Consider the following 21,800-nt stretch of genomic DNA (forward strand, 5'->3'; position numbering starts at 1 on the left):
GTGTGAGAGGGAGGGTCGGCGAGCCGGGTTAGGGTCGAAGGGTGACCCCGGAACTCGCTGCACGCATCGTCGCGGACTCTCGCGACCGCGTGGCGTGGATGCGAGCACGTTCCCGCGGCATCACCGCCACCGACGTCGCCGGGCTCACTTCCGAGAAGTCGATCGCTCGCGCGGCGGACTCCAAGCTCGGCGGAGGCCCCCGCTTCGGCGGCAACGCCTACACCGATCACGGCCGGCGGCGCGAGCCCGAGATCGCCGCCTGGGTCGCCGCGACCCACGGCATCCTCCCCTCGTCCGCCCTGTTCCGCGCCGAGGTCGAGCATCGCCACCTGGCCACGCCCGACGGCATCGCGGTCGACGCCGACGGGCGCGTGAAGCTCGCCGAGATCAAGACGACCAACAAGGCGTTCCGCGGCATCCCGCGCACCTACCTCCGCCAGATCTGGTGGCAGCAGCACGTTCTCGGCGCCGAGCGGACGCTGTTCGTCTGGGAGGAGCACGTCGACTTCTCCCCGATCCACGACGAACCGCGCTGCGTGTGGATCGACCGCGACGACCGCGAGATCGCCAAGCTGGTCGGCCTCGCCACCAACCTCATCGACGAGCTCTACCGGCGCACCACCGGCCGGCAGGTCCCGAGCAGCACGCCGGACGATGCCGCAGCCAGCCGCCGCGAGCAGCTCCGCGAACGCGATGCGTTCCGCGCACTGGCACTCGCCGACTGAGCCTTCGGATTCCGCCTAGTAGCTGGCGGTGGTGCCCATCGTGCACTGCGGGTTCGCTCCGAGCAGCCCCATCGTGGCATTCGCCACGAGCCAGTCCGACTTCCACCCGCCCGGCCCGGTGAAGCGGATACCGAAAGTCTTCGTCGCCCCGAGAAGTCCCGTGAGCAGGCCGCCGTCGATGACGGTGACATAAGCGGCCGCACTCCCCGTCGTCTTGACGTTCCCGAGGAGGTCGCTCAGGATCGGCTCGAGGAGCCCCTGATTGACGATCTGCCCGAACTCCGCCTTCGTCAAGTCGTATCCCGTCGCGGCGGCGGGCGCCCGCCACGAGATGGTCACCTTCGGATTGGCGCCCAGCAGCCCGCTGCTCGCCACACAGCCCGGAGAACCCGTGGCGATGGGCTCCGGAACGTTGATCGAAGTCCCGGTCGCGGTCGCCCGCTCGGCATCGAGCCACGCCGCCTCGGTCGACGGGACGGTCGGGACGAGGCCGACACCGATGAGCACCGAGATTCCGAGCACGGCACCCGCCGACCGCAGACGCTTCGCGGGACTCACCGGTCACCGCCGGGTTCCCACGGCTCGACGCCGATCGCCACGGCACGACGCCGCCGAGCCGCGAGCAACAGACCGACGACGACCAGCGCCGCCCCTCCGGCGAGCGCCCAGGGCGGCAGCGGAGAAGGACCGGTCGCTGCCAGGCCGCCACCGGGACCGACGATCACGTCCTCGCCGACGCCGCTGGCATGGAGCCGGAGACTCGTCGAGCCTGCCGCCGCCTCCTCACCGAGCCCGATGGAGAGCCGCACGTGCGCGACGTCGGTGTCGGCGACCTCGCCGAGTTGCACCTCACCGCCGTCGCGCGGAACCTGCCAAGCCGAGCGCACGATCACGGCGCCACCGGGGCATGCGCTCCCCTGCCAGGCGCGCAGGCAGATCGACACGTCGAGGACCAGCGGCGCTTCACCGGTGGCGCTCAGCGCGATCGTCACGATCCCCGGATCCGGGGCCTCTGCGCTGACGGCGACATCCCATCGCACCTGCTGCCCGGGGAGCAGGGATCCCGCGGCTTCCCAGTCCGCAACCGAGACGAGCCGCAGGATGCGTCCCTGGATGACCTCCGTGGTCGGCGACGCCCATGCGGGGGCCGCCGAGCCGAGCAGCACGAAGAGCACGATGACTCCGGCGCCCAGGCGTCTCATGAGCGCCGATCCCTCCGCCGCTCCCCCGCCACGACCAGCGCTTCCGGAGCCGCGGGCTCTTCGGCAGCCGCGAGCCCCCCGACGTCTCCTGAGGGTTCCTCCGCCGCCGCACGCTCTCGCCGCGGCCAGAACGCCCACACCACCAGCAGCGATGCACCGAGCGTGACCCCACCGAGCACCCACGGGCTGCCGAACCAGACGATCACGTTCGCAAGGGCGGGCACCGAGCCACGGACGATGCGGACGTCGGACACGGTGTACGGCGCCGGATCCTCGACGTCGTTCGCGTCACCCTTCATCGTGATGACCCGCTGTTCGCCCTGATCCGCCTGCTCGACGCCGGTGACGCGGTGCGTGATCGGCAGGGCCGCATCCCGATCCACCGTCACGACGTCACCGACCGCGATGTCGGCGGCGGGAATCTTCTGCACGAGCGCGACGGATCCTGCCGGGATGGTCGGCGTCATCGACCCGGTCTTGAACATGATGAGCGAATAGCCACCGGTGAAGGCCAAGATCACGAGCAGTATGCAGATCACGCCGCCGACGGCTGCCAGGGTGAGCAGCACCTCCCGCAGTCCCCGTGCCACGGCGCGGGCGCCGCGTGTGATGGTGGCCATGTCGTCGCTCAGCTCGTGCTTCCGGTGAAGGTCCAGGTCGGTTTCACGGTGCCGCCCTGTGCTGTTCCGGTCGTGTCTGCCGGCAGCTCGAGCACGACGCAGTAGGTGATCGTGTTGAGCGGGCTCACGGTCAGGGTCTGCGCGGGGAGCGCGGGAACCGCGGTCAGCGCGGCCGTCGCGGTCGCACTCGTCGTGCAGTTGGCGGGAGCCGCGACCACGGCGATGTTCACCCTGATCGCGTTCTGCAGCGCGAGGTCCGCTCCGGTCGGCGCCGTGCCCGCATTGTTCGTCACGGCCACGGCGGTGAGGTTGACGGTGCCGCCCAGGGTGCCCGACGCCTGCACCTGCACATACGCCGCCTTCTTCACCCCGGGATAGAGGCCCGACGCGTCGAGAGGTACGGTGAGCACGGTCTCGGTCGGTCCGTGCGACGCGAATGCCCCCTGATCGGACCGTGACGCGATCGAGAAGCTCCCCGCACTGACTGTGCTCGTCGCAAGCTCCTGGTCGGTCCACGCCGCGATCGTCATCGTCGCGCCGACGCCGAGAACCAGCCCACCGGCGAGCAGCGCCCGCACGCGCCGAAACGTGCGCGAGGGCCGCCGCGGGAGAGTTGCACGCAACGAGCGGCGAGTGGGCGCTACGGCTGCACCGAGGTCGCGTTCCACTGCCATGTGACGGTTCCCGTGTCGCCCTGCTCGATCCCGCCCGCACCGGAGGCGGCTGTGACCTGGATGCACAGGTTGACGTCGGTACCCGGCGTCATCGTCGCGGGTACCGCGGTTCCCGCGGCGAACGCGGTCTCGTCGCAACCGAACGTCGCCCCCGTCGACACGACGTCGTAGGTCAGCTTGCTGCCGGTGGCGAAGTCGCCTGCGCCGACGGGAGCGACGGCATCGAGCGTGGCGTCATAGGTGCCGCCGAGCCGCAGGGCGTAGGGCGCGTACACCACGTCGCCCGGGCTGAGGTTCGTCGGGTTGAGCTCGAAGGTCAGCGAGGCTGCCGCGTCGTCGGTCGCGTGCTCGCTGAACGTCGTTCCGTCAGTGGAGCCCGTGAACGTGAAGGAGCCGGCGGTGAAGGTCCCGTTCGCGAACTCGGAGTCGTTCCAGGCGGCGAGTGTGACCGCCACCCCCACCCCGAGAACGAGCCCGCCCGCCAGAACGGCGAGAACCTTGCGCTGCGTGTCTTTGGTTGCCATCGGAGTCCCCCTCAGGAATCAGGCGATCGCGTGGATGCCTGAGAACGACCGCCTCGCAGAGGCCCACATCCCCGCCGTGCCCTCATCCTCACCGACCCCTTCCCGCAGAACAAGGCGATTTCGCGCACGTCCGAGGCACATCGCGCGCACCGCGCGTCGCCTCGCAATGGTTGACGTAGATCAACGATTCACATATAGTTGACGCAGTTCAACCATCTTGTGCGCGCCAGAGCTGTCGCAGCATCCGTCCTTCCGACCGCGAAAGGTCTCGCATGACCACGGACTCCCCCGTCAAGATGACGCATCGCCAGGTTCTCGAAGCCCTCACCGGGCTCCTCCTCGGCATGTTCGTCTCGATGATCGCCACCACGGTGGTCTCCACCTCGATGCCCGTCATCGTGCACGACCTCGGCGGCGACCAGGCCGCGTACACCTGGGTCATCACCGCGACCCTCCTGACGACCGCGATCTCCACCCCGATCTGGGGCAAACTCGCCGACCTCTTCAACCGCAAGCTCCTGATCCAGATCGCGATCGTCATCTTCGTCGGAGCGACCGCCGCGGCCGGCTTCGCCCAGGACACGAACACCCTCATCGCCTTCCGCGCCATCCAGGGGATCGGCGGCGGCGGGCTCGCCGCCCTCAGCCAGGTCATCATGGCCGACATCATCAGCCCTCGCGAGCGCGGCCGGTACATGGGGCTGTTCGGCGCCGTGATGGCCGTCGCCACCGTCGGCGGCCCGCTCCTCGGCGGTTGGATCACCGATGTCGCGAACTGGCGCTGGAACTTCTTCGTCGCGCTCCCCTTCGCCGTGGCCGCGCTGATCATCCTGCAGAAGACGCTGCACATCAGCACCGAGCGCACCCGCAAGGTGTCGATCGACTACGTCGGCATCGTGCTGCTCTCGGCCGCCGTGTCGCTGATCCTCATCTGGATCACGAACGCCGGCTCGACGTTCGACTGGTGGAGCACCGAGACCGTGCTCATGGTCGGCGGCGCCGTCGCCTCGGCCATCGCCTTCATCATCGTCGAGCTCAAGGTGCGCGAGCCCCTCATCCCTCTCACGCTGTTCCGCGGTCGCACGTTCACCCTGTCGGTGCTGGCGTCGATCTCGATCGGTGTCGCGATGTTCGGCACCTCGGTGTACCTCGCGCAGTACATGCAGCTCTCCCGTGGCGCAACGCCCACCGAGGCCGGGCTCATGACTCTGCCGATGATGGCGGGGCTCCTGATCTCGTCGATGGTCATCGGCCAACTCGTGACCCGCTTCGGCAAGTGGAAGGGCTACCTGATCCTCGGATCCGTGCTGCTGATCGCCGGTTCCGTGATGCTGTCGACGCTGCACTACGACACGAACTTCATCCTCGTCTCGATCTACATGTTCGTGATGGGCGCCGGCGTCGGCATGACCATGCAGAACCTCGTCCTCATCGTGCAGAACGTCGCGAAGCCGAGCGAGATGGGCGTCGCGAGCTCGGGCGTGACGTTCTTCCGCAGCCTCGGCGGCACGGTCGGCGTCTCGGTCATGGGCGCCGTACTGGCGAACAGCCTCACCAGTCTGTTCAGCGACGGCAAGGAGCGCATCGGCGCGGCGATCGCGCAGCTCGGCGACAAGGGCGCCGACGTCGCCGCACAGCTCTCCAGCGGGACGCTGCCCGAGGTCCGGCTGCTTCCGGAGCCGGTGCGTTCGATCATCGAGGACTTCTACGCGCAGGCCATCTCGCATGCGTTCCTGATCGGCATCCCGCTCGCGGTGATCAGCCTCATCGCGATCCTGTTCCTGCCGAACCGTCCGCTCACCACGATGACGACGAGCGAGCGGGCGCAGGCGGATGCGGCGAAGGCGGACTCGGCCGCAGACGACGATGCCACCCCGGTCGACGACGCGGCAGAAGTCGCGATCGCCGATGCCACGGCGCTCTCCGGTGCACCGACGACCGGAACCGTCACCGTGGTCGGCCGCACACGCGACACCCACGGTGATGCGGCCTCCGATGCCGGACGCTGATCCCCTCTCCGACACCCCCGAGGCGCGGGCCGCTGCGGTCCGCGCCCTCGAGGCGGAGTTCGGCGAGCTGATCACGCATTTCCGTCGGGTGATCTCGGAGAACGCGAACCGCGTGAGCCCCGGCCTGCTGCCGGGCGCCTACAAGATCTTCACCACGATCGCCCGCTGCGAGACCGTCACGGTGTCATCGCTGTCCGAGCGGATGCTGCTGGACAAGGGGCAAGTCAGCCGGATGGTGCGCGAGCTCGAGGAGCTCGATCTCGTCGAGCGTTCGGCCGATCCCGCCGATGGGCGCTCCTTCCTGCTGCAGCTCACACCCCTGGGTGAAGAGCGCCTCGCGGTCGCGCGGCTCCCTCAGGAAGGCCGGCTGCTCCGCACGCTCGAAGACTGGAGCCTCGCCGATATCGGGAGCCTCACCCGCCTGCTGCACGCGCTGGCTTCAGGCGCGAGCCCGGACGCGATCGCGTCTGAGTGACGGGCGTCGCACCGAGCACCCGCCGCGCCTCGACGGCGATCTCGGCAGCAATGTTGTCGAGCAGGTCGGAGCGCAGGTTCCACTGCTGCCAGTAGAGCGGGACGCGAAGGGTCGGGCCGCCCAGCGGGACGAGTCCGGATGACTCCTGCAGGAGCGGGACCATCCCCCACCCCAGCCCGAGCCCGACAGCGAGCGCATAGTCGTGAGATGCCGGAACGTAGTGTCGTGGCACGCCTGCCTCGCTGACGCCCATCGCTCGGAGCCACTCATGCTGCAGCGTGTCCCGCCGGTCGAAGTCGACGAACGGTGCGGCCGTCAGGGTATCCGCCGTGACCCCGTCAGCGAACCAGCGCGATGCGAACCCCGGTTCCGCCATCGCCCGATATTCGAGCACGCCGAGCGGCGACACCGAGCATCCGGCGACCGGCGCGGCCTCGCTCGTGACCGCGGCCATGACGGTGCCGGATTCCAGGAGCCGCGCGGTGAAGTTCTGGTCGTCGCGATGCAGGTCGAAGTCGATGTCGTGGCCGGCCGCGAGTCGGGAGAGGGGCGCGAGGAACCACGTCGCCATCGAATCGGCGTTCACCGCGAGCGGGATGCTGATCCGCCGGCTCTCCGCGTCCTCATCGATGCCCACCCCGATGAGCGCATCGTGTTCGAGCAGCGCGATCTGGCGCGCCAAGCGGACGACGGCCTCACCCGCCTCGGTCAGCTTCGCGGGCTTCGTCCGCACGACCAGGATCCGACCGAGTTGCTGTTCCAGGGTCTTCAGCCGCTGACTCACCGCCGACGGGGTGATCTGCAGTCGCCTGGACGCGGCGTCGAGGGTGCCCTCGTCGACGATCGCGGCGAGAGTGGCGGCCAGTTCCGGGTCGATCCTCACATAAGTGATGCTAATGGTTCGGTAGGAATCTTCGCTTCTCTTCATGGGTCGTGATTCCTAGGCTGGACCCATGCTCACCGTTCTCGCCGGCCTCGGACTCGGCCTCTCCCTCATCGTCGCCATCGGCGCGCAGAACGTCTTCGTGCTGCGCCAGGGAATCCGCCACGAGCACGTGTGGGCTGTCGTGATCATCTGCGCCCTGTCGGATGCCGCACTCATCGCTGCCGGCGTCGCGGGACTCGGATTCGTGCTGTCGGCCGCTCCGTGGCTCGTCGTCGTGGCCCGCTGGGCGGGGGCGCTGTTCCTGCTGAGCTACGGCATCCTGGCTGCTCGTCGGGCCTGGCGCGGCGGCGAAGAGCTGCGGGTGGACGGAGCGGATGCCGCCGGCTCGGGGGCGACGACTCCGAGCGGCCCCACGGCGACCCTCACCCGCACACGGCTGGCACCCGTGATCCTGACCACGCTCGCCCTCACGTGGCTCAACCCGCACGTCTACCTCGACACGGTACTGATGCTCGGCTCGATCGCGGCCACGCACGGCCACGAACGCTGGCTGTTCGCCGGCGGCGCCATGGCCGCCAGCATCCTGTGGTTCACGGCGCTGGGATTCGGTGCGCGGTATCTGGGACGCTGGCTGCGCACGCCGCGCTCCTGGCGCATCCTGGATGCGGTGATCGCCGTGGTCATGATCGCCATCGCGATCAGCCTGGTGCTGCCGGTGCTGGCCGGCTGACGGATCAGCTGCCGTCGATCTGCGACAGTCGGGCCCGGACCAGGTGCTCCAGCACCTCGTCGGGGATCGGATGCTCGGGCTGGAACCGGATGGTGCCCTTGTCGACGCTGACGCTCGGATGCCCCTCCAGCGCTCCCGCCACCGTCGCGACGGCATCGGGGCTGAACGGATAGATGCCGATGTGCTTTTTGGCGCGCATCACCGACAGGAGGGGTTTGCCTCCATACACGAGCGCCGGCATGCCGTAGCCCTTCCCCTGCTCGGCCTCGGGCGCCTCCCGACGTGCGACCGCGTAGACCCGGTCGATCGCGTCACGATCCGTGGGGGTGAGTTCTTCGAGGTAGTCATCGACGGTGCCCATCACGGCATCCTGCCACCCCCGCCCCTCCGCGACAACGCAGAAACGCCCCCGGGCGGACCCGGGGGCGTTTCAGAAGAAAGTCAGACTCAGATGGAGTTGACGTCCAGCGGGATGCCGGGGCCGAACGTGGTCGACACCGCACCCTTCTGGATGTAACGGCCCTTCGAGCTCGACGGCTTGAGGCGGACGATCTCCTCGAGCGCTGCGCCGATGTTCTCGTTCAGCTGCTCTGCGGTGAAGGACGCCTTGCCGACGACGAAGTGCACGTTGGCGTGCTTGTCGACGCGGAACTCGATCTTTCCGCCCTTGATCTCCTCGACGGCCTTGGCCGGGTTCGGGGTCACGGTGCCGGTCTTCGGGTTCGGCATCAGACCACGCGGTCCGAGCACCTTTCCGAGACGACCGACCTGGCCCATGAGCTCCGGCGTGGAGACCGCGGCGTCGAAGTTGGTCCAGCCATCGGCGACCTTCTGGATGAGCTCGGCGCCGCCGACCTCATCCGCACCTGCGGCGATCGCTGCCTCGGCCGCGGGGCCGGTGGCGAAGACGATGACGCGGGCGGTCTTACCGGTGCCGTGGGGCAGGATGACGGTGCCGCGCACCATCTGGTCTGCCTTGCGGGGGTCGACGGCGAGCTTCAGCGCGACCTCGACGGTCGAGTCGAACTTCGACGAGCCGGTCTCCTTCGCGAGGGCGACTGCCTCGGTCGGAGTGTAGAAACGGTCTGCCTCGATCTTCTCGGCGGCAGCCTTGTAAGCCTTGGACTTGGTAGCCATGATTATTCTCCTCAGCCCTCGACCGTGATGCCCATGGAACGGGCGGTGCCGGCGATGATCTTCGAGGCGGCCTCGATGTCGTTCGCGTTCAGGTCGGCCTGCTTGGTCTCGGCGATCTGACGGACCTGGTCCTTGGTGATCTTCGCGACCTTGACGGTGTGCGGGGTCGCGGAGCCCTTGGGGACGCCCGCGGCCTTCTTGATGAGCTCCGCCGCCGGCGGGGTCTTCAGGACGAAGGTGAAGCTGCGGTCCTCGTAGACGGTGATCTCGACGGGGATGACGTTGCCGCGCTGCGACTCGGTCGCGGCGTTGTACGCCTTGCAGAACTCCATGATGTTGACGCCATGCTGACCGAGCGCGGGGCCGATCGGCGGCGCCGGGTTGGCTGCACCGGCGTTGATCTGAAGCTTGATCAGGCCGGTCACCTTCTTCTTCGGTGCCATTCTCTTTCCTTTCATCGAATCGGATGCCGGAGCATCCGCTTCTCCCACAGATCCGGCGTTTCCGGATCGTGGTCGTCTCTGCGCACGCCGAAGCGGCACACAAACCACACAAGTCTACCTGATCCTGCCGCACAGCACGAACGCCGCATCGCCCCGAGCTGAGGAGCCAAGACACGCCACAATCGCCCGACGTGCTGCGGCGTGTTCTGACCCCTCGAGAGAAGGGAGCGAACGCGAGAACGGCCGCCCCGAAAGGGACGGCCGCTCTCTTGAGGACTGGTGTCAGACCATCTTGGTGACCTGGTCGAACGAAAGCTCGACCGGGGTCTCGCGCTCGAAGAGCGAGACGAGGACCGTGAGCTTGCCGCTCTCGGGCTTGATCTCGCTGATCGAACCGGGAAGACCCGCGAACGAGCCCTCCTTGATCGTGATGGTCTCGCCGACCTCGAAGTCGACCTCGGCCGGCAGCGGACGAGCGACCGCGAGGCCGCCCTTCGACGCGATGTTCTTGGCCGTGGGGGCATCCTTGACCTCGACGAGCGACTTCAGCATGTTGAAGGCCTCTTCGAAGCGCAGCGGGGTCGGGTTGTGGGCGTTGCCCACGAAGCCGGTGACACCCGGGGTGTGACGCACGACCGACCAGGTGTCTTCCGTGAGCTCCATGCGCACCAGCACGTAGCCGGGGATGCGCACGCGGGTGACCATCTTGCGCTGGCCGTTCTTGATCTCGACCACGTCTTCCATCGGGACCTCGATCTGGTAGATCTCGTCCTCGACCTCGAGCGTCGACTTGCGCTGCTCGATGTTGGCCTTCACCTTGCGCTCGAAACCGGCGTAGGAGTGGATGACGTACCACTTGCCCGGGAGCATGCGGAGGTCCATGCGGAAGGCCTCGTACGGGTCTTCCTCGGCGTCCTCGTCGTCTTCGTCGGAGGATTCCTCGTCGCTCTGCTCTTCATCAGCGCCGAGGTCGGGGCCGTCGTACGGGGTGACCTCGTCGGCCGCAGCCGCGTCGAGGTCGGCGGCCTCTTCGGCCACAGATTCGTTGAGGACCTCAGCGGCAGCCTCAGACTCAGCCGCTTCGTCCAGGTTCAGAGCGTCGTTCACGATCGCGTCCGCCTCCGGGTCGTCGATGTCGATGTCGATGTCAGCCGTGTCATCCTCTTCGCCGTCCTCGTCTTCGACGTGGACCGCGACGTGCTCGGCCGAAGTGACTGAGAGCTCTTCCTCAGCGAGGACGTTGCCCTCCTGGGCTTCGTCTTCCTCGCTGGACTGCTCTGCGGCGGTCGCCCAGTCGGCGTCGTCGGAATATCGTTCAGACACGTTGTTTCTTCTCCATAGCTGCGGCGCGAGCCGCGGGGGTCATCAGCCAGGGATTCCGAACACCCAGTGCGTCAAGAACGCGAACAGCGTGTCCAAGCCGTAGACGATGCCCATGACGATCAGAACGAAGACGAGCACCACCAGGGTGAACTTGAACAGCTCCTTGCGAGTCGGCGTGACGACCTTGCGGAGCTCGGCGATGACCTGGCGGATGAACAGGGCGATACCCCCGAAGAACCGTGAGAAGGGGTTGCCCTTCTTCTCGCGGGTGGCGCCGGCCGCGACGACCTCGCCGCGCGGTTCGTCCTGATCCATCCTGAATGTACCTTTCGTGTGTCAGCGTTGCGCTGACGCGCAGGGCGGACAGGAATCGAACCTGCAACCTGCGGTTTTGGAGACCGCTGCTCTGCCAATTGAGCTACCGCCCTAGAGACCGGGAGGTCTCGGGGTTCTCTCTCCACTCTGCCACCGTGACTGCGATCGGGAGACCCCAGGCATGGCGAAAGAATGCAGAGAACAACTGCCCCACAAGCATACGGCATCGATCCGGTGGCGCCGAACCGGGATCGCGAGGGCGTGTTCTTGTTAGGCTCAGCGAGCGTATGCAGGAGGAGGGAGCGCCGGTGAGCGCTGAGGTGCAGCAGTTCCAGGTGGATCTGCGCGGTGTGGTCGATCTGCTCAGCAGACACATCTACTCCAGTCCACGGGTGTACCTGCGGGAACTCCTGCAGAACGCCCGCGACGCGATCACCGCACGTCGCGAGGTCGACGGCGGCGGCGGCCGCATCCGGATCACTCCGCTCACCGCGGAGAACGGCGAGTTCGTCCTGCGCGACGACGGCGTGGGGCTCACCGCGACGGAGGTGGCGGATCTGCTGGCCACCGTCGGGCGCAGCTCCAAGCGCGACATCTTCGACCTTCCGCGCAGCGACTACCTCGGGCAGTTCGGCATCGGTCTGCTCAGCTGCTTCATGGTGGCGGACACCATCGTCATCCGCTCCCGCAGTGCCCGCGGCGGCGCGTCCGTGGAGTGGACGGGAAGCTCCGACGGCACGTTCCAGGTGGCCGAGATCGACGAGGAGCTCCCCATCGGCACCAGCGTGCACCTGGTGCCGCGCTTCGACGCCGACGAGCTGCTGCGCCCCGCCACCGTGCACGAGCTCGCGACGACATTCGGCGAATTCCTGCCCGTGCGGGTCACGATCGACGGCCCCGGCGGCGACATCGGCATCACCAGGGACGCGCCGTTCCTCGACGCCGCCCACGATCCCGATGCCGCCGTGCAGTACGGACGCGACCTGCTCGGCGCGAGTCCCCTCGACGTGATCGAGCTGAGCGAGCCCGCCACCGGCACCCGCGGCCTCGCCTACGTGCTGCCGTTCGCCCCGCCGCCGGGTGCACGTCAGGCGACGCGCATGTACCTGGGACGGATGCTGCTCTCCGAGCGCGTCGACGACGTGCTTCCCGAGTGGGCGTTCTTCGTCCGCGCCGTGATCGACTCCACCGGGCTCGCTCCGACCGCGAGCAGGGAGTCGCTCGTCGACGACGCGGCGCTCGAGCGCGTCCGGGAACAGCTCGGCGCCGGCATCCGCCGCTGGGTGCTGGAACTGGGACTGAGCGAGCCTCATCGCCTCGCGCAGTTCGTCGCCGTGCACGAGGTCGGACTCAAATCCCTCGTGCGTCACGACGAGGAACTGGCCCATTTCATCTCCCGCTGGCTGACCGTCGAGACCACGCACGGCACGGTGCGGATCGGCGACCTCGTCGAGCGCTACCCGCACGTGAGGTACGCGCAGAGCGTCGACGAGTTCCGCCAGGTGGCCGGCATCTCACCTGCCGACGAGGTGCTCGTCAACGGCGGATACCTCTACGACGCCGACCTGATCCGGATGCTGCCCGAGCTCTACCCGCACGTCACCGTCGAGCAGGTCGACGTCACCGGAGAGCTCGACCGCCTCGATCCTCCCCCACTCGACGACCGCGACGCCGCCGTGGCCCTGGAGACGCGCGCGGGTGCCGTGCTCGCCGCATCCGACTGCTCGGTGGTCGTGCGCTCGATCGACCGGCCCGACCTCGCCGGGCTCTACGTCGCCGACCCGGAGGTGCTGCGCGCGATCGACCGCGGCCGCACCAAGGGTGTCACCGGCGCACTGTGGGGCGGCGTGCTGGACCGCATCGACAAGACCCTGTCTGCGGCCCGCGAAGACGACCTCCGCGCCCGCCTGTGCCTGAACTGGTCGAACCGGGTGGTCCGCGCCCTGGTGCGCGTGCAGGACGACGCCGTCTTCGCCCGCACCGTGCAGCTCCTGTACATCCAGGCGCTGCTCGCCGGGCACCATCCGCTCGCCGACGCCGACCGTGCGCTGATGACCAGCGCGCTCGCCGACCTCGTCTCCCTCTCGGCCGGCATCGAAGGGGATCAGATCCCCTTCGGCGACGTCCGCTGACACATCCCACCGAAGGGTTCCCCCATGGCACGTCCGAAGAAGCGCTTCCAGCAGCTGATCGAGGAGATCGACCGCACCCCCTGGGGCCCTGCCGAGCAGGCCCTGGTCTCGGAAGCGGTGGCGCTGGCCGTCGAGCTCGGGGATGAGCGGCTCGAGTACGAGGCCCGGATGCGGCAGACCGCCTCGGCGAACATGGGCGGCGCGACCGATGTGATGCTGAACTCGTTCGCCTGGTGCCTCGCGCACCATGAGGCCGACCCGCAGCGGTTCCCCGCCGACCTCGACAACGGCGGCGCCGACCTGATGTGGCAGTTCAAGTGGATGGCGGCGTCTCTGCGCTCCTCGCCGGCGTTCTCCCAGGAGCAGATCGCCGCCGTGCTCGACGACATGGAGAAGCACTACCGCGCCGGCGGCCTCGGCGTGAGCGGAGTGCTCACCGCCCGCTTCGAAGACGCGTGGGATGCCGGACGCATGGACGAGGCCGAGACGCTGCGCGTGCAGTTGGAAGCCACGCCACGCGACGACCACAGCCACTGCGATGCCTGCGGCCGGAGCCAGATCGCCGGCTTCTTCGCGGACACCGACCGCGACGCGGAGGCCATCGTCCTCGTGGAGGAGATGATCGAGGGCGGATTCTCCTGCGGAGAAGAGCCCGAGCATGCCCTCTCGCGCGTGCTCCTCCCCTACCTCCGCGCCGGGCGCTTCGACGAGGCGAAGACCGCGCACCTGCGCAGCTACCGGTTGGCCAAGGACAACCCCGACAATCTGCGCATCGTCGCCAACAACATCGTGTTCGCCGCACTCACCGGTAACGAGGCCCGTGCGCTCGCACTGGTCGAGAAGCACATCGGCTGGCTCGCCCACGACGGCCTGAACGTGGATGCGCACTTCGCCGCCCTCGCCGCCCTTGCCGTCGCGCTCGACCGGGTCGCCGCAGTCGGCCACGGCGACACCCCGGTACGCGGAGCGGAGTCGCCCGCTCTCGTGCCGTTCTTCGGAGAGCACGAGGGCCGCTGGAGCGCCGCCGAACTCGCGGCGTCCGCCTGGTCGGCCGCAGACCGCATCGCCGCCGCGTTCGACGAGCGCGACGGCACCGACGGCCACGCGCGCAGCCTGGCACGCATGCGCGCCCTCGCCTCCGAGCAGTACGACGTGCCGATCCGCTCGGACGCGTTCGTGGCCCCGGCCTCCTCGACCTCCCCGGTGGATGCTGACGGGTGGTTCGAGCGCGCCATGCAGCTCGCCCAGTTCGGAGCGGAGCACGAGACCCTCGACGCCCTCCCTCGTGCCCTCGAGGTCGAAGACCCCGACAAGCGCGCCCAGCTGCTCTCGATGCGTCTCGGGATCCTCATCGCCCTCGAACGCGCCGATGAGGCGCTGGAGCTGCTTCCCCAGCGCATCGCCGCGCTCCGCGCCGCCGGTCGCGACGAGCAGGCCGACCTGGAGGAACGCCTGGGACTTGCGACCTTCGGGATCGACACGCCCGAGGCGATGGCCGACCTGGAAGACGCGATCGCCGATGCGGCGTCGCTGCCCGCCTGGTCGCGCGGCGACCTCGCCATCAGCCGGGCCGCACTGCACCTGCGGGCAGGCGAAGCGGATGCCGCCCTCGACCTCGCCGAACTCGCCGCGCGCTCCTTCGTGGAGGCGGATGACACGCGCCTCGCCAACACCACGACCCTCATGGCGATCTCCGCCGTGCTGAGCAAGGGCGACATGGAGGCGGCGACCGCACTGCTGGACCGTTTCCTCGCGCAGGACGACCTCAGCACGGGGCATCGTGCGCAGGCGCTCCAGACCAGGGCTCGGGTGCGCGGTGGCGGCAACAGCTATGCAGAAGGCGCGGTCGACGCCGACGAGGTGTGCCGGCTGCTCGCCGAGCTGGGCGCGACCCGTGCTCTCGGCGACGCGCACCTGCTCGCCGGGGCACTCTGGGAAGACGCGGACGAGCCGGAGAAGGCCGTCTCCCGCTACCGCCTCGCCGCGCGCCTTGCGGGCGAGGGCGAAGGCGACTCGACCGGCGTGGACTTCCGACTCGCCAGGGCCATGCTGCGCGTCGGCGACGCCGAAGAGGCGGCAGAGCTGTTCGGCGACGTCCTTCAGCGCGAGGAGGAGGCCGAAGTCGCCGCCGGCTCGCGCGCGATGACCGCCTCGATGCTGGCACGGTCGCTGAGCGCGGCCGGAGAGTTCGGCCAGGCCGTCGGCGCCCACAGCTATGCTTCCGAGCTCTTCGGACAAGCCGAGGAGCACGCCGACCAGGCGATGTCGATGACCGAGCAGGCCAAGATCCTCGCCCGCTTCGACGAGCACGACGACGCGATCGACCTGCTCGAATCCGCCGCCGAGACCGTACGCCGGGCCCCGGACGCCGTGGGTGCGCTGACCGAAGTGCTGCACAGCCTCGGACAGGCATACGGCGGACGCGGAGACGAGCGCGCGTTCGCGCTCTTCGACGAGGTCGCCGCCCTCGCACAGCAGCACGAAGCCGAGTGGCTCCTCGCCGACGTCACCGATTCGCGCGGACGCGCGTTCGCCGAGCTCGGCCGGATCGACGAAGCGGTCGCCGCCGCCCTCACCGCGGCCGACGGGTTCGCCGCGCTCGGCGACCTCGGCTCGGCCGGCGGCTCCGAACTCTTCGCCGCCCGCGTGCTGGCAGGGAACGACCGCTCAGCCGATGCGGTTCCCCTCTACCGCAGCGCCATCGACCATGCGGCCGATCACCCTCCGCTGCTCCAGGTCGCAGCTCTCGAGCTCGGCAACGTCCTCGAGTCGCTCGGGCGGCACGGTGAGGCGGCCGAGGTGCGGGGCCTCGTGCAGAGCTGACCGGCAGGTCAGAACAGCTGGCGCCAATTGGCCTTGGCGAGGTCGAGGAGCTCATCGCCGCGGCCGGACATCACCGTGCGGATCGCATAGAGCGCGAAGCCCTTGACCTGCGCGGCCTCGATCGCCGGCGGCATGGACAGCTCCTGCCGCTCGGTGACGACGTCGAGCAGGGCCGGGCCGTCGTGCGCGAGCACCTCGCGGACAGCATCCGGGAGGTCTTCGCTGCGCTCGACCCGACGCGCGAAGATCCCCATGGCTTCGGCGATCGCCGCGAAGCTCGGGTTCTCCAGCCCCGTGCCGTACGTGACGAAGCCGGCGGCCTTCATCTCGAGCTCGACGAAGTTCAGCGAGGAGTTGTTGACCACGATCGTCTTCACCGGCAGCTTGTTCTGCGTGAGCGTGAGGAGCTCGCCGAGCATCATCGCGAGCCCGCCGTCGCCGGCCAGCGCGACCACCTGACGGTCGGGATGCGCGACCTGCGCGCCGATGCCGTGCATCAGGGCGTTCGCCATCGAGCCGTGCGTGAAGGAGCCGATCAGGCCACGCTGCTCCGTCATCGAGAGGTAGCGCGCCGCCCACACCGTGGGCGACCCCACGTCGGCGGTGAAGATCGCGTCGTCGGCCGCGTGCTCGTCCAGGAGCCGAGCCAGGTACTGGGGATGGATGGGCCGGTTGCCCTTGGCGGGGACGGCGAGCTCGTCGAGCTTCTTCCTCGTCTTGCGGTAGTGCGCGATCGCGTCGTCGAGATGGCTGCGGTCGTCTTTCCTCGCCACTCGCGGCAGCAGCGCATCGGCCGTCGCACGCACATCGCCGACCAGCCCCAGATCGAGCGGATGCCGCTTGCCGAGCTGCGCGCCGCGGATGTCGACCTGGATGGTCTTGGCGTGATCCGGGTAGAACTGCTCGTACGGGAAGTCGCTGCCCAGCACCAGCAGGGCGTCGGCGGCCTCCATGGCGCGGAAGCCGGAGGCGAAGCCCAGCAGGCCCGTCATCCCGACATCGAAGGGGTTGTCGTACTCGATGAACTCCTTGCCGCGGAGCGCGTGCACGATGGGAGCGCCCAACTTGTCGGCGAGGGCGATGACCTCGTCGTGCGCACCCTCGACACCGGCACCGGCGAGGATCGTCACGTTCTTCGCGGCGTTCAGCAGAGTCGCCGCCTTCTCGAGCTCCGCCGGGTTGGGCAGCACCACGGGCTGCGCGCGCTCGATCACGACGGCACGGTCGTCGGCGATGTCGGCGAGGGCGACGTCGCCCGGGATCACGAGTACCGCGACGCCCCGCTCCTCGATGGCCGCGCGCATGGCGATCTCGAGCAGTCGCGGCATCTGCTTGGGGTCCGCGACGTACTCGACGTAGACGCTGCACTCGCGGAACAGCTCCTGCGGATGTGTCTCCTGGAAGTATCCGGTGCCGATCTCGGTGGTGGGGATCTGCGCGGCGATCGCGAGAACGGGCACGCGCGAGCGGTTGGCGTCGTAGAGGCCGTTGATCAGGTGCAGGTTGCCCGGACCGCACGAGCCGGCGACGACCGCGAGCTCCCCCGTGGTGGCCGCATCCGCGGCTGCGGCGAAGGCGGCGGATTCCTCATGCCGCACATGCACCCAGCGGATCGTGCCGTCTTTGCGCAGCGCGTCCGTGAAGCCGTTCAGCGAGTCGCCCGGGATGCCGTAAACGCGGTCGATCCCGTTGGCGTGCAGAGTTTTGACGATGTTCTCAGCGACGTTGGCCATGCTTCGACCCTACGCCCGGTGTGCTCGTGCGGGGCGGGGCTACTCCCACGCTGAGAGGTCAAGAAACGTCGCTCGCACACCGCGGCATCCGACTTCTTTTGGCTCCTCACCTCAACGTGCCGCTCTGAGCAGACGACGGATCCGGCGCACGAGCGCATCGGGATCGTCGAAGTCTCGGCGGGTGACCACGATCATGCGGTAGCCGAGCGATTCGAGCTCGGCGCGGCGGATCTGATCCCGACTCCACTGATCAGGGTCTCGGTGGTGATCCCCGTCGTACTCGATGATGAGCCGTTCGTCGGCATAAAGCATGTCGACTCGCGCCACGAATCGGCGACTGTGCCAGATCTCGACGTTGCACTCCGGACGCGGGAGCCCCGCCTCGATCAGAATCAGCCGCACCATGGATTCGCGCGGGGACTCGGCACGACCATCTGCCAGTTCGAGCGCGCGCTGCCGCACCCTCGCCCCGCGCCCACCCGCGAATCGTTCGTGATGACATGCGAGTTCCTCTGCCGAGACGAGCGGATGCCGGGTGCTGAGGAGCGCATCCGTGAGGGCGAGGAACCGCGGCAGACGCATGACGCGAGACACGTCCACCCACATCCGCGCAGGCGACAGCACGGCAAGACCTCGGCGGAGGACCACGTCGCCACTTTCCAACGCGAGCCGATGACCGAGAACACCCGTCCTGCGAATTCGGGTCTCCTCCGGGGGCACGCCGATCCGCGGTCGCGCCCAGGCCTCCGCTTCCTGCTGCGCAGCCAGTGGCACACCCCACAGGCAAGCGGCCGTCGTGCCGCACACGAACGCGTGCGGCGGAAGCGCTGCCAACAGCAGGGATACGGTCTCCGCACCGACGAGCCGTCTGCGAGCGCGCGTGCCGTGGAAGGGGCTCGCGAGATCCTTCGCTCGCAGACGACGCGGGGTGATTCCCCGTGCGAGCGCATCGGGGACGGTGAAGCCGATCGGAGTTCCGGAGGGCAATGGCGATGGATGCATCCGCCGATCTTGACCTCTGCGCACGCCTGGGGCGTGCGTCAGCCCCACGTGCTGTGCACACCCTCCCCACGCGTGCTGCCGTGCAGAGGACATAAGCAGCAGGTGAGGAGCCAAAGAACGCCGCCTCCTGAGACCGGGAGGCGGCGTTCTTTGACTCTTCAGGGCGAGAGCGTCAGCCGATGCGGATCAGCTTCTTGTTCACGAACTCGTCGGCGGCCAGGTGGCCCAGCTCGCGGGCGGTGCCACTGCGCTTGACGCCACCGAAAGGCAGCTCGGGGCTGTCGGCCAGTACGAGGTTGACGTAGACCATGCCCGCCTCGATCTTGTCGGCGACGCGCTCGGCCTGCTCGGCATCCGTCGTGAAGACATAGGAGCCGAGGCCGAACGTGGTGTCGTTCGCGAGTTCGACCGCCGCATCCTCGTCGGCCACACGGTAGACGACGGCCGCCGGGCCGAAGAGCTCCTCGTGATAGACGTTCATCTCGGGCGTGACATCGGTCAGCACGGTCGGGGCGAAGAATGCTCCGTCACGGGTGCCACCGGTGAGCAGCGTCGCACCCTGCTCGACGGCCTGGTCGATCTGCTTCTGCAGGTTCTCGGCCGCCGTCTCGGAGGCGACCGGTCCGAGGACCGTGTCGTCGAGCGTCGGATCCGTCGCCTCGACGGCGGCCATCTTCTCGGTGAACTTCTCGACGAACGCGTCGTACAGCCCGTCGACGACGATGAAGCGCTTGGCGCCGTTGCACGCCTGACCGTTGTTGTCGAGGCGCGCATCGACGCCGGCCTGTACCGTCGCGTCGAGGTCGTCTGTCGACAACACGATGAACGGGTCGGACCCACCCAGCTCGAGCGCGACCTTCTTGAGGTTGCGACCGGCGATCTCGGCGACGGCGGCTCCCGCACGTTCAGAGCCCGTGAGCGAGACGCCCTGCACGCGCGGATCGGCGATCATCGTCGCGATCTGCTCGTTCGTGGCGAGCACGTTCTGGTAGGCACCCTTCGGGAAGCCGGCATCGTGATAGATCGCCTCGATCGCGGACGAGGACTCCGGGCACTGCGGCGCGGGCTTGAGCAGGATCGTGTTGCCCACGATCAGGTTCGGAGCCGCGAAGCGCACGATCTGGTACGCCGGGAAGTTCCACGGCATGATGCCGACGAGCGGCCCGAGCGAGGAGCGGCGGATGATGGCCGACCCCTCTCCCAGGATCGCGATCGGCTGGTCGGCCATGATCGACTCCGCCTGGTCGGCGTAGTACTCGGCGATGTCGGCGGCGAAGTCGACCTCGCCCAGGGCGGCCTCCCGGGGCTTGCCCATCTCGCGGACGAAGATGTCGGCGAGCTCCTCCCGACGCTCGCGGTGCAGCTCGGCCGCACGGCGGACGAGGGCTGCACGATCAGCGACGGTCGACGAGCGGGACCACTCGCGGTGGGCCTCGTCGGCGGCGGTGACCGCCTCATCGATCTGGGCGTCCGTGAAGGTGTCGAAGGACGCCAGCGTCTCTCCGGTGGCGGGGTTGATGACGGCGTAGTCGGTCATGTTCTCTCCTCCTCTGGCTGCTCGGTCAGGAGACCGGGATCAGCGTGTACTTGGTGGACAGGTACTCGTGGATGCCCTCGAACCCGCCCTCGCGTCCGACGCCGGACTGCTTCACTCCGCCGAAGGGTGCGGCGGCGTTGGAGACGACTCCCACGTTGAGACCCATCATGCCCGTCTCGAGCTTGTCGATCATCCGCTGGCCGCGCTGCAGGTTCTCGGTGAACACGTACGAGACGAGCCCGTACTCGGTGTCGTTCGCCAGGTGCACGGCCTCGTCCTCGGTCTCGAAGGTCGCGATCGCGAGCACCGGGCCGAAGATCTCCTCGCGGAGGATCGCGCTACCCGCGACGACGTCCGTGAGCACGGTGGGCTCGTAGAACGTCCCGGTGCCCTCCACAGCCTTGCCACCGGCGAGCAGAGTCGCACCGCGACCGACTGCCTCGTCGACGAGCTCGCCCGCCTTGGCGACGGCATCCGCGTCGATGAGCGGTCCGATCGCCACACCGTCCTCGGTGCCGCGGCCGATCTTCATGTCGTTGACCCGCTCGGTGACGCGCTTGGCGAACTCACCCGCGACGTCCTTGTGCACGATGAAGCGGTTGGCTGCGGTGCAGGCCTGGCCGATGTTGCGGAACTTCGCAGCGAGCGCGCCCTCCACGGCCTTGTCCAGGTCGGCGTCGTCGAACACCACGAACGGCGCGTTGCCGCCGAGCTCCATCGACACGCGCAGCACACCCTCGGCTGCCTGGGCGATGAGCTTGCGCCCCACCTCGGTCGATCCGGTGAAGGAGAGCTTGCGCAGCCGCGGGTCGGCGATGATCGGTGCCGACAGCGCGCTGGACTTCGACGTCTGCACGACGTTGACGACGCCGGCCGGAAGGCCCGCCTTCTCGAGCAGCGAGACGAAGAAGATCGTCGTCAGCGGGGTCAGTGCCGGGGGCTTGATGACGACCGTGCAACCGGCCGCCAGGGCCGGAGCGATCTTGCGGGTGGCCATCGCGAACGGGAAGTTCCACGGCGTCACGAAGAACGACGGCCCGACCGGGCGCTGCGAGACCACCATGTGGCCAGTGCCCTCGGGGTTGATGCCGTAGCGGCCGCTGATGCGCACGGCCTCCTCGCTGAACCAGCGCAGGAACTCGCCGCCGTAGACGACCTCGCCACGTGCCTCGGCGAGCGGCTTGCCCATCTCGAGCGTCATGAGCAGAGCCAGGTCCTCCTTGTGCTCCTGCACGAGGTCGAACGCCGTGCGGAGGATCTCGCTGCGGACGCGCGGGGCGGTGGCCGCCCACTCGTCCTGAGCGGCGACCGCGGCGTCGAGGGCCCGGATGCCGTCGCCCGGCGTCGCGTCGGCGATGGTCCGGATCACGGTGCCGGTCGCCGGGTCCTGCACGTCGAAGGTGCCGCCGATCTCGCCGTCGATCCACTGACCGCCGATGAAGAGGCCGGTGGGGATGCTGTCGAGGAGCGCCTGTTCGGTCTGAGTGCTCATGATTCTCTTTCTGTGAGG

The 21,800-nt window shown here is 68.6% G+C and carries 21 protein-coding genes and 1 tRNA gene; 6 read left to right on the forward strand and 16 right to left on the reverse strand.

Going from position 1 to position 21,800, the window contains the following annotated elements; all coding sequences use genetic code 11:
• Positions 1-41: 41 nt before the first annotated feature.
• Positions 42-725 carry a YqaJ viral recombinase family protein gene (locus HCX50_RS10605; protein ID WP_091027449.1) on the forward strand — a complete coding sequence of 228 codons (684 nt, stop codon included), beginning with the start codon at positions 42-44 and terminating at the stop codon, positions 723-725.
• A gap of 15 nt (positions 726-740) precedes the next feature.
• Here HCX50_RS10605 and HCX50_RS10610 read toward each other — a convergent pair whose 3' ends face one another.
• The 5 genes from HCX50_RS10610 to HCX50_RS10630 form a co-directional block, all read right to left on the reverse strand.
• Positions 741-1,283, reverse strand: coding sequence for a hypothetical protein (locus tag HCX50_RS10610; protein ID WP_167634312.1), 543 nt, complete (start codon positions 1,281-1,283; stop codon positions 741-743).
• Positions 1,280-1,927, reverse strand: a complete 648-nt coding sequence (locus HCX50_RS10615; RefSeq protein WP_167634314.1) for an LPXTG cell wall anchor domain-containing protein — start codon at positions 1,925-1,927, stop codon at positions 1,280-1,282. The genes HCX50_RS10610 and HCX50_RS10615 overlap by 4 nt, the downstream gene beginning before the upstream one ends.
• Positions 1,924-2,547, reverse strand: coding sequence for a signal peptidase I (locus HCX50_RS10620; protein WP_167634316.1), 624 nt, complete (start codon positions 2,545-2,547; stop codon positions 1,924-1,926). Before HCX50_RS10620 ends, HCX50_RS10615 begins: the two co-directional genes overlap by 4 nt.
• 8 nt (positions 2,548-2,555) lie before the next feature.
• Positions 2,556-3,125, reverse strand: coding sequence for a SipW-dependent-type signal peptide-containing protein (locus HCX50_RS10625; RefSeq protein WP_337749484.1), 570 nt, complete (start codon positions 3,123-3,125; stop codon positions 2,556-2,558).
• 62 nt (positions 3,126-3,187) lie between these two features.
• On the reverse strand, positions 3,188-3,745 hold the full coding sequence (locus HCX50_RS10630) for a SipW-dependent-type signal peptide-containing protein (protein WP_091027460.1): 558 nt from the start codon (positions 3,743-3,745) through the stop codon (positions 3,188-3,190).
• Positions 3,746-4,017: 272 nt separating this feature from the next.
• Between HCX50_RS10630 and HCX50_RS10635 the strand changes: the two genes are divergently transcribed.
• Positions 4,018-5,754, forward strand: a complete 1,737-nt coding sequence (locus HCX50_RS10635; RefSeq protein ID WP_167634319.1) for an MDR family MFS transporter — start codon at positions 4,018-4,020, stop codon at positions 5,752-5,754.
• Positions 5,741-6,229 (forward strand): MarR family winged helix-turn-helix transcriptional regulator, encoded by a 489-nt coding sequence (locus tag HCX50_RS10640; RefSeq protein ID WP_167634321.1) that lies wholly within the window; start codon positions 5,741-5,743, stop codon positions 6,227-6,229. The genes HCX50_RS10635 and HCX50_RS10640 overlap by 14 nt, the downstream gene beginning before the upstream one ends.
• Here the strand turns inward: HCX50_RS10640 and HCX50_RS10645 are convergent.
• Positions 6,168-7,112: a LysR family transcriptional regulator ArgP gene (locus HCX50_RS10645; protein ID WP_337749486.1), complete on the reverse strand. Its 945-nt coding sequence runs from the start codon at positions 7,110-7,112 to the stop codon at positions 6,168-6,170. The two genes, HCX50_RS10640 and HCX50_RS10645, sit on opposite strands and share 62 nt — an antisense overlap.
• A gap of 70 nt (positions 7,113-7,182) precedes the next feature.
• Between HCX50_RS10645 and HCX50_RS10650 the strand changes: the two genes are divergently transcribed.
• A complete protein-coding gene (locus HCX50_RS10650) occupies positions 7,183-7,845 on the forward strand; it encodes a LysE/ArgO family amino acid transporter (protein WP_167634325.1) in 663 nt (220 codons plus the stop codon).
• Positions 7,846-7,849: 4 nt separating this feature from the next.
• Here HCX50_RS10650 and HCX50_RS10655 read toward each other — a convergent pair whose 3' ends face one another.
• The 6 genes from HCX50_RS10655 to HCX50_RS10680 form a co-directional block, all read right to left on the reverse strand.
• The gene (locus HCX50_RS10655; RefSeq protein WP_091027466.1) at positions 7,850-8,206 is read right to left on the reverse strand and encodes an iron chaperone; all 357 of its coding nucleotides are present in this window, start codon (positions 8,204-8,206) and stop codon (positions 7,850-7,852) included.
• Positions 8,207-8,292: 86 nt separating this feature from the next.
• Positions 8,293-8,982, reverse strand: a complete 690-nt coding sequence (gene rplA, locus HCX50_RS10660; RefSeq protein ID WP_017829144.1) for a 50S ribosomal protein L1 — start codon at positions 8,980-8,982, stop codon at positions 8,293-8,295.
• 11 nt (positions 8,983-8,993) lie between these two features.
• Positions 8,994-9,425, reverse strand: coding sequence for a 50S ribosomal protein L11 (gene rplK / locus HCX50_RS10665; protein ID WP_091027467.1), 432 nt, complete (start codon positions 9,423-9,425; stop codon positions 8,994-8,996).
• Positions 9,426-9,707: 282 nt separating this feature from the next.
• Entirely contained in the window at positions 9,708-10,748 is a 1,041-nt protein-coding gene (nusG, locus tag HCX50_RS10670; protein ID WP_167634326.1) for a transcription termination/antitermination protein NusG, read from the reverse strand.
• 42 nt (positions 10,749-10,790) lie between these two features.
• A complete protein-coding gene (gene secE, locus HCX50_RS10675; protein ID WP_029260992.1) occupies positions 10,791-11,063 on the reverse strand; it encodes a preprotein translocase subunit SecE in 273 nt (90 codons plus the stop codon).
• A 40-nt stretch (positions 11,064-11,103) separates the two neighbouring features.
• Positions 11,104-11,176: transfer RNA gene (locus HCX50_RS10680), tRNA-Trp, on the reverse strand.
• A gap of 195 nt (positions 11,177-11,371) precedes the next feature.
• Between HCX50_RS10680 and HCX50_RS10685 the strand changes: the two genes are divergently transcribed.
• Both HCX50_RS10685 and HCX50_RS10690 read left to right on the forward strand, forming a co-directional pair.
• Entirely contained in the window at positions 11,372-13,195 is a 1,824-nt protein-coding gene (locus HCX50_RS10685; protein WP_167634328.1) for an HSP90 family protein, read from the forward strand.
• Positions 13,196-13,219: 24 nt separating this feature from the next.
• Complete coding sequence (locus tag HCX50_RS10690) at positions 13,220-16,018, forward strand: tetratricopeptide repeat protein (protein WP_167634330.1); 2,799 nt, start codon at positions 13,220-13,222, stop codon at positions 16,016-16,018.
• An 8-nt stretch (positions 16,019-16,026) separates the two neighbouring features.
• Here the strand turns inward: HCX50_RS10690 and poxB are convergent, their stop codons facing one another.
• The 4 genes from poxB to HCX50_RS10710 all read right to left on the reverse strand — a co-directional run bounded on the left by poxB (position 16,027) and on the right by HCX50_RS10710 (position 21,782).
• On the reverse strand, positions 16,027-17,751 hold the full coding sequence (gene poxB / locus HCX50_RS10695) for a ubiquinone-dependent pyruvate dehydrogenase (RefSeq protein WP_167634332.1): 1,725 nt from the start codon (positions 17,749-17,751) through the stop codon (positions 16,027-16,029).
• Positions 17,752-17,862: 111 nt separating this feature from the next.
• On the reverse strand, positions 17,863-18,738 hold the full coding sequence (locus HCX50_RS10700; protein ID WP_167381500.1) for an endonuclease domain-containing protein: 876 nt from the start codon (positions 18,736-18,738) through the stop codon (positions 17,863-17,865).
• A gap of 187 nt (positions 18,739-18,925) precedes the next feature.
• The gene (locus HCX50_RS10705; protein ID WP_167634334.1) at positions 18,926-20,290 is read right to left on the reverse strand and encodes an NAD-dependent succinate-semialdehyde dehydrogenase; all 1,365 of its coding nucleotides are present in this window, start codon (positions 20,288-20,290) and stop codon (positions 18,926-18,928) included.
• A gap of 25 nt (positions 20,291-20,315) precedes the next feature.
• Positions 20,316-21,782, reverse strand: a complete 1,467-nt coding sequence (locus HCX50_RS10710) for an NAD-dependent succinate-semialdehyde dehydrogenase (protein ID WP_091027477.1) — start codon at positions 21,780-21,782, stop codon at positions 20,316-20,318.
• Positions 21,783-21,800 lie beyond the last annotated feature (18 nt).

Origin of the sequence: Microbacterium sp. B19(2022), assembly GCF_012030385.1 — a bacterium.
Classification (GTDB): Bacteria; Actinomycetota; Actinomycetes; order Actinomycetales; family Microbacteriaceae; genus Microbacterium; species Microbacterium oxydans_B.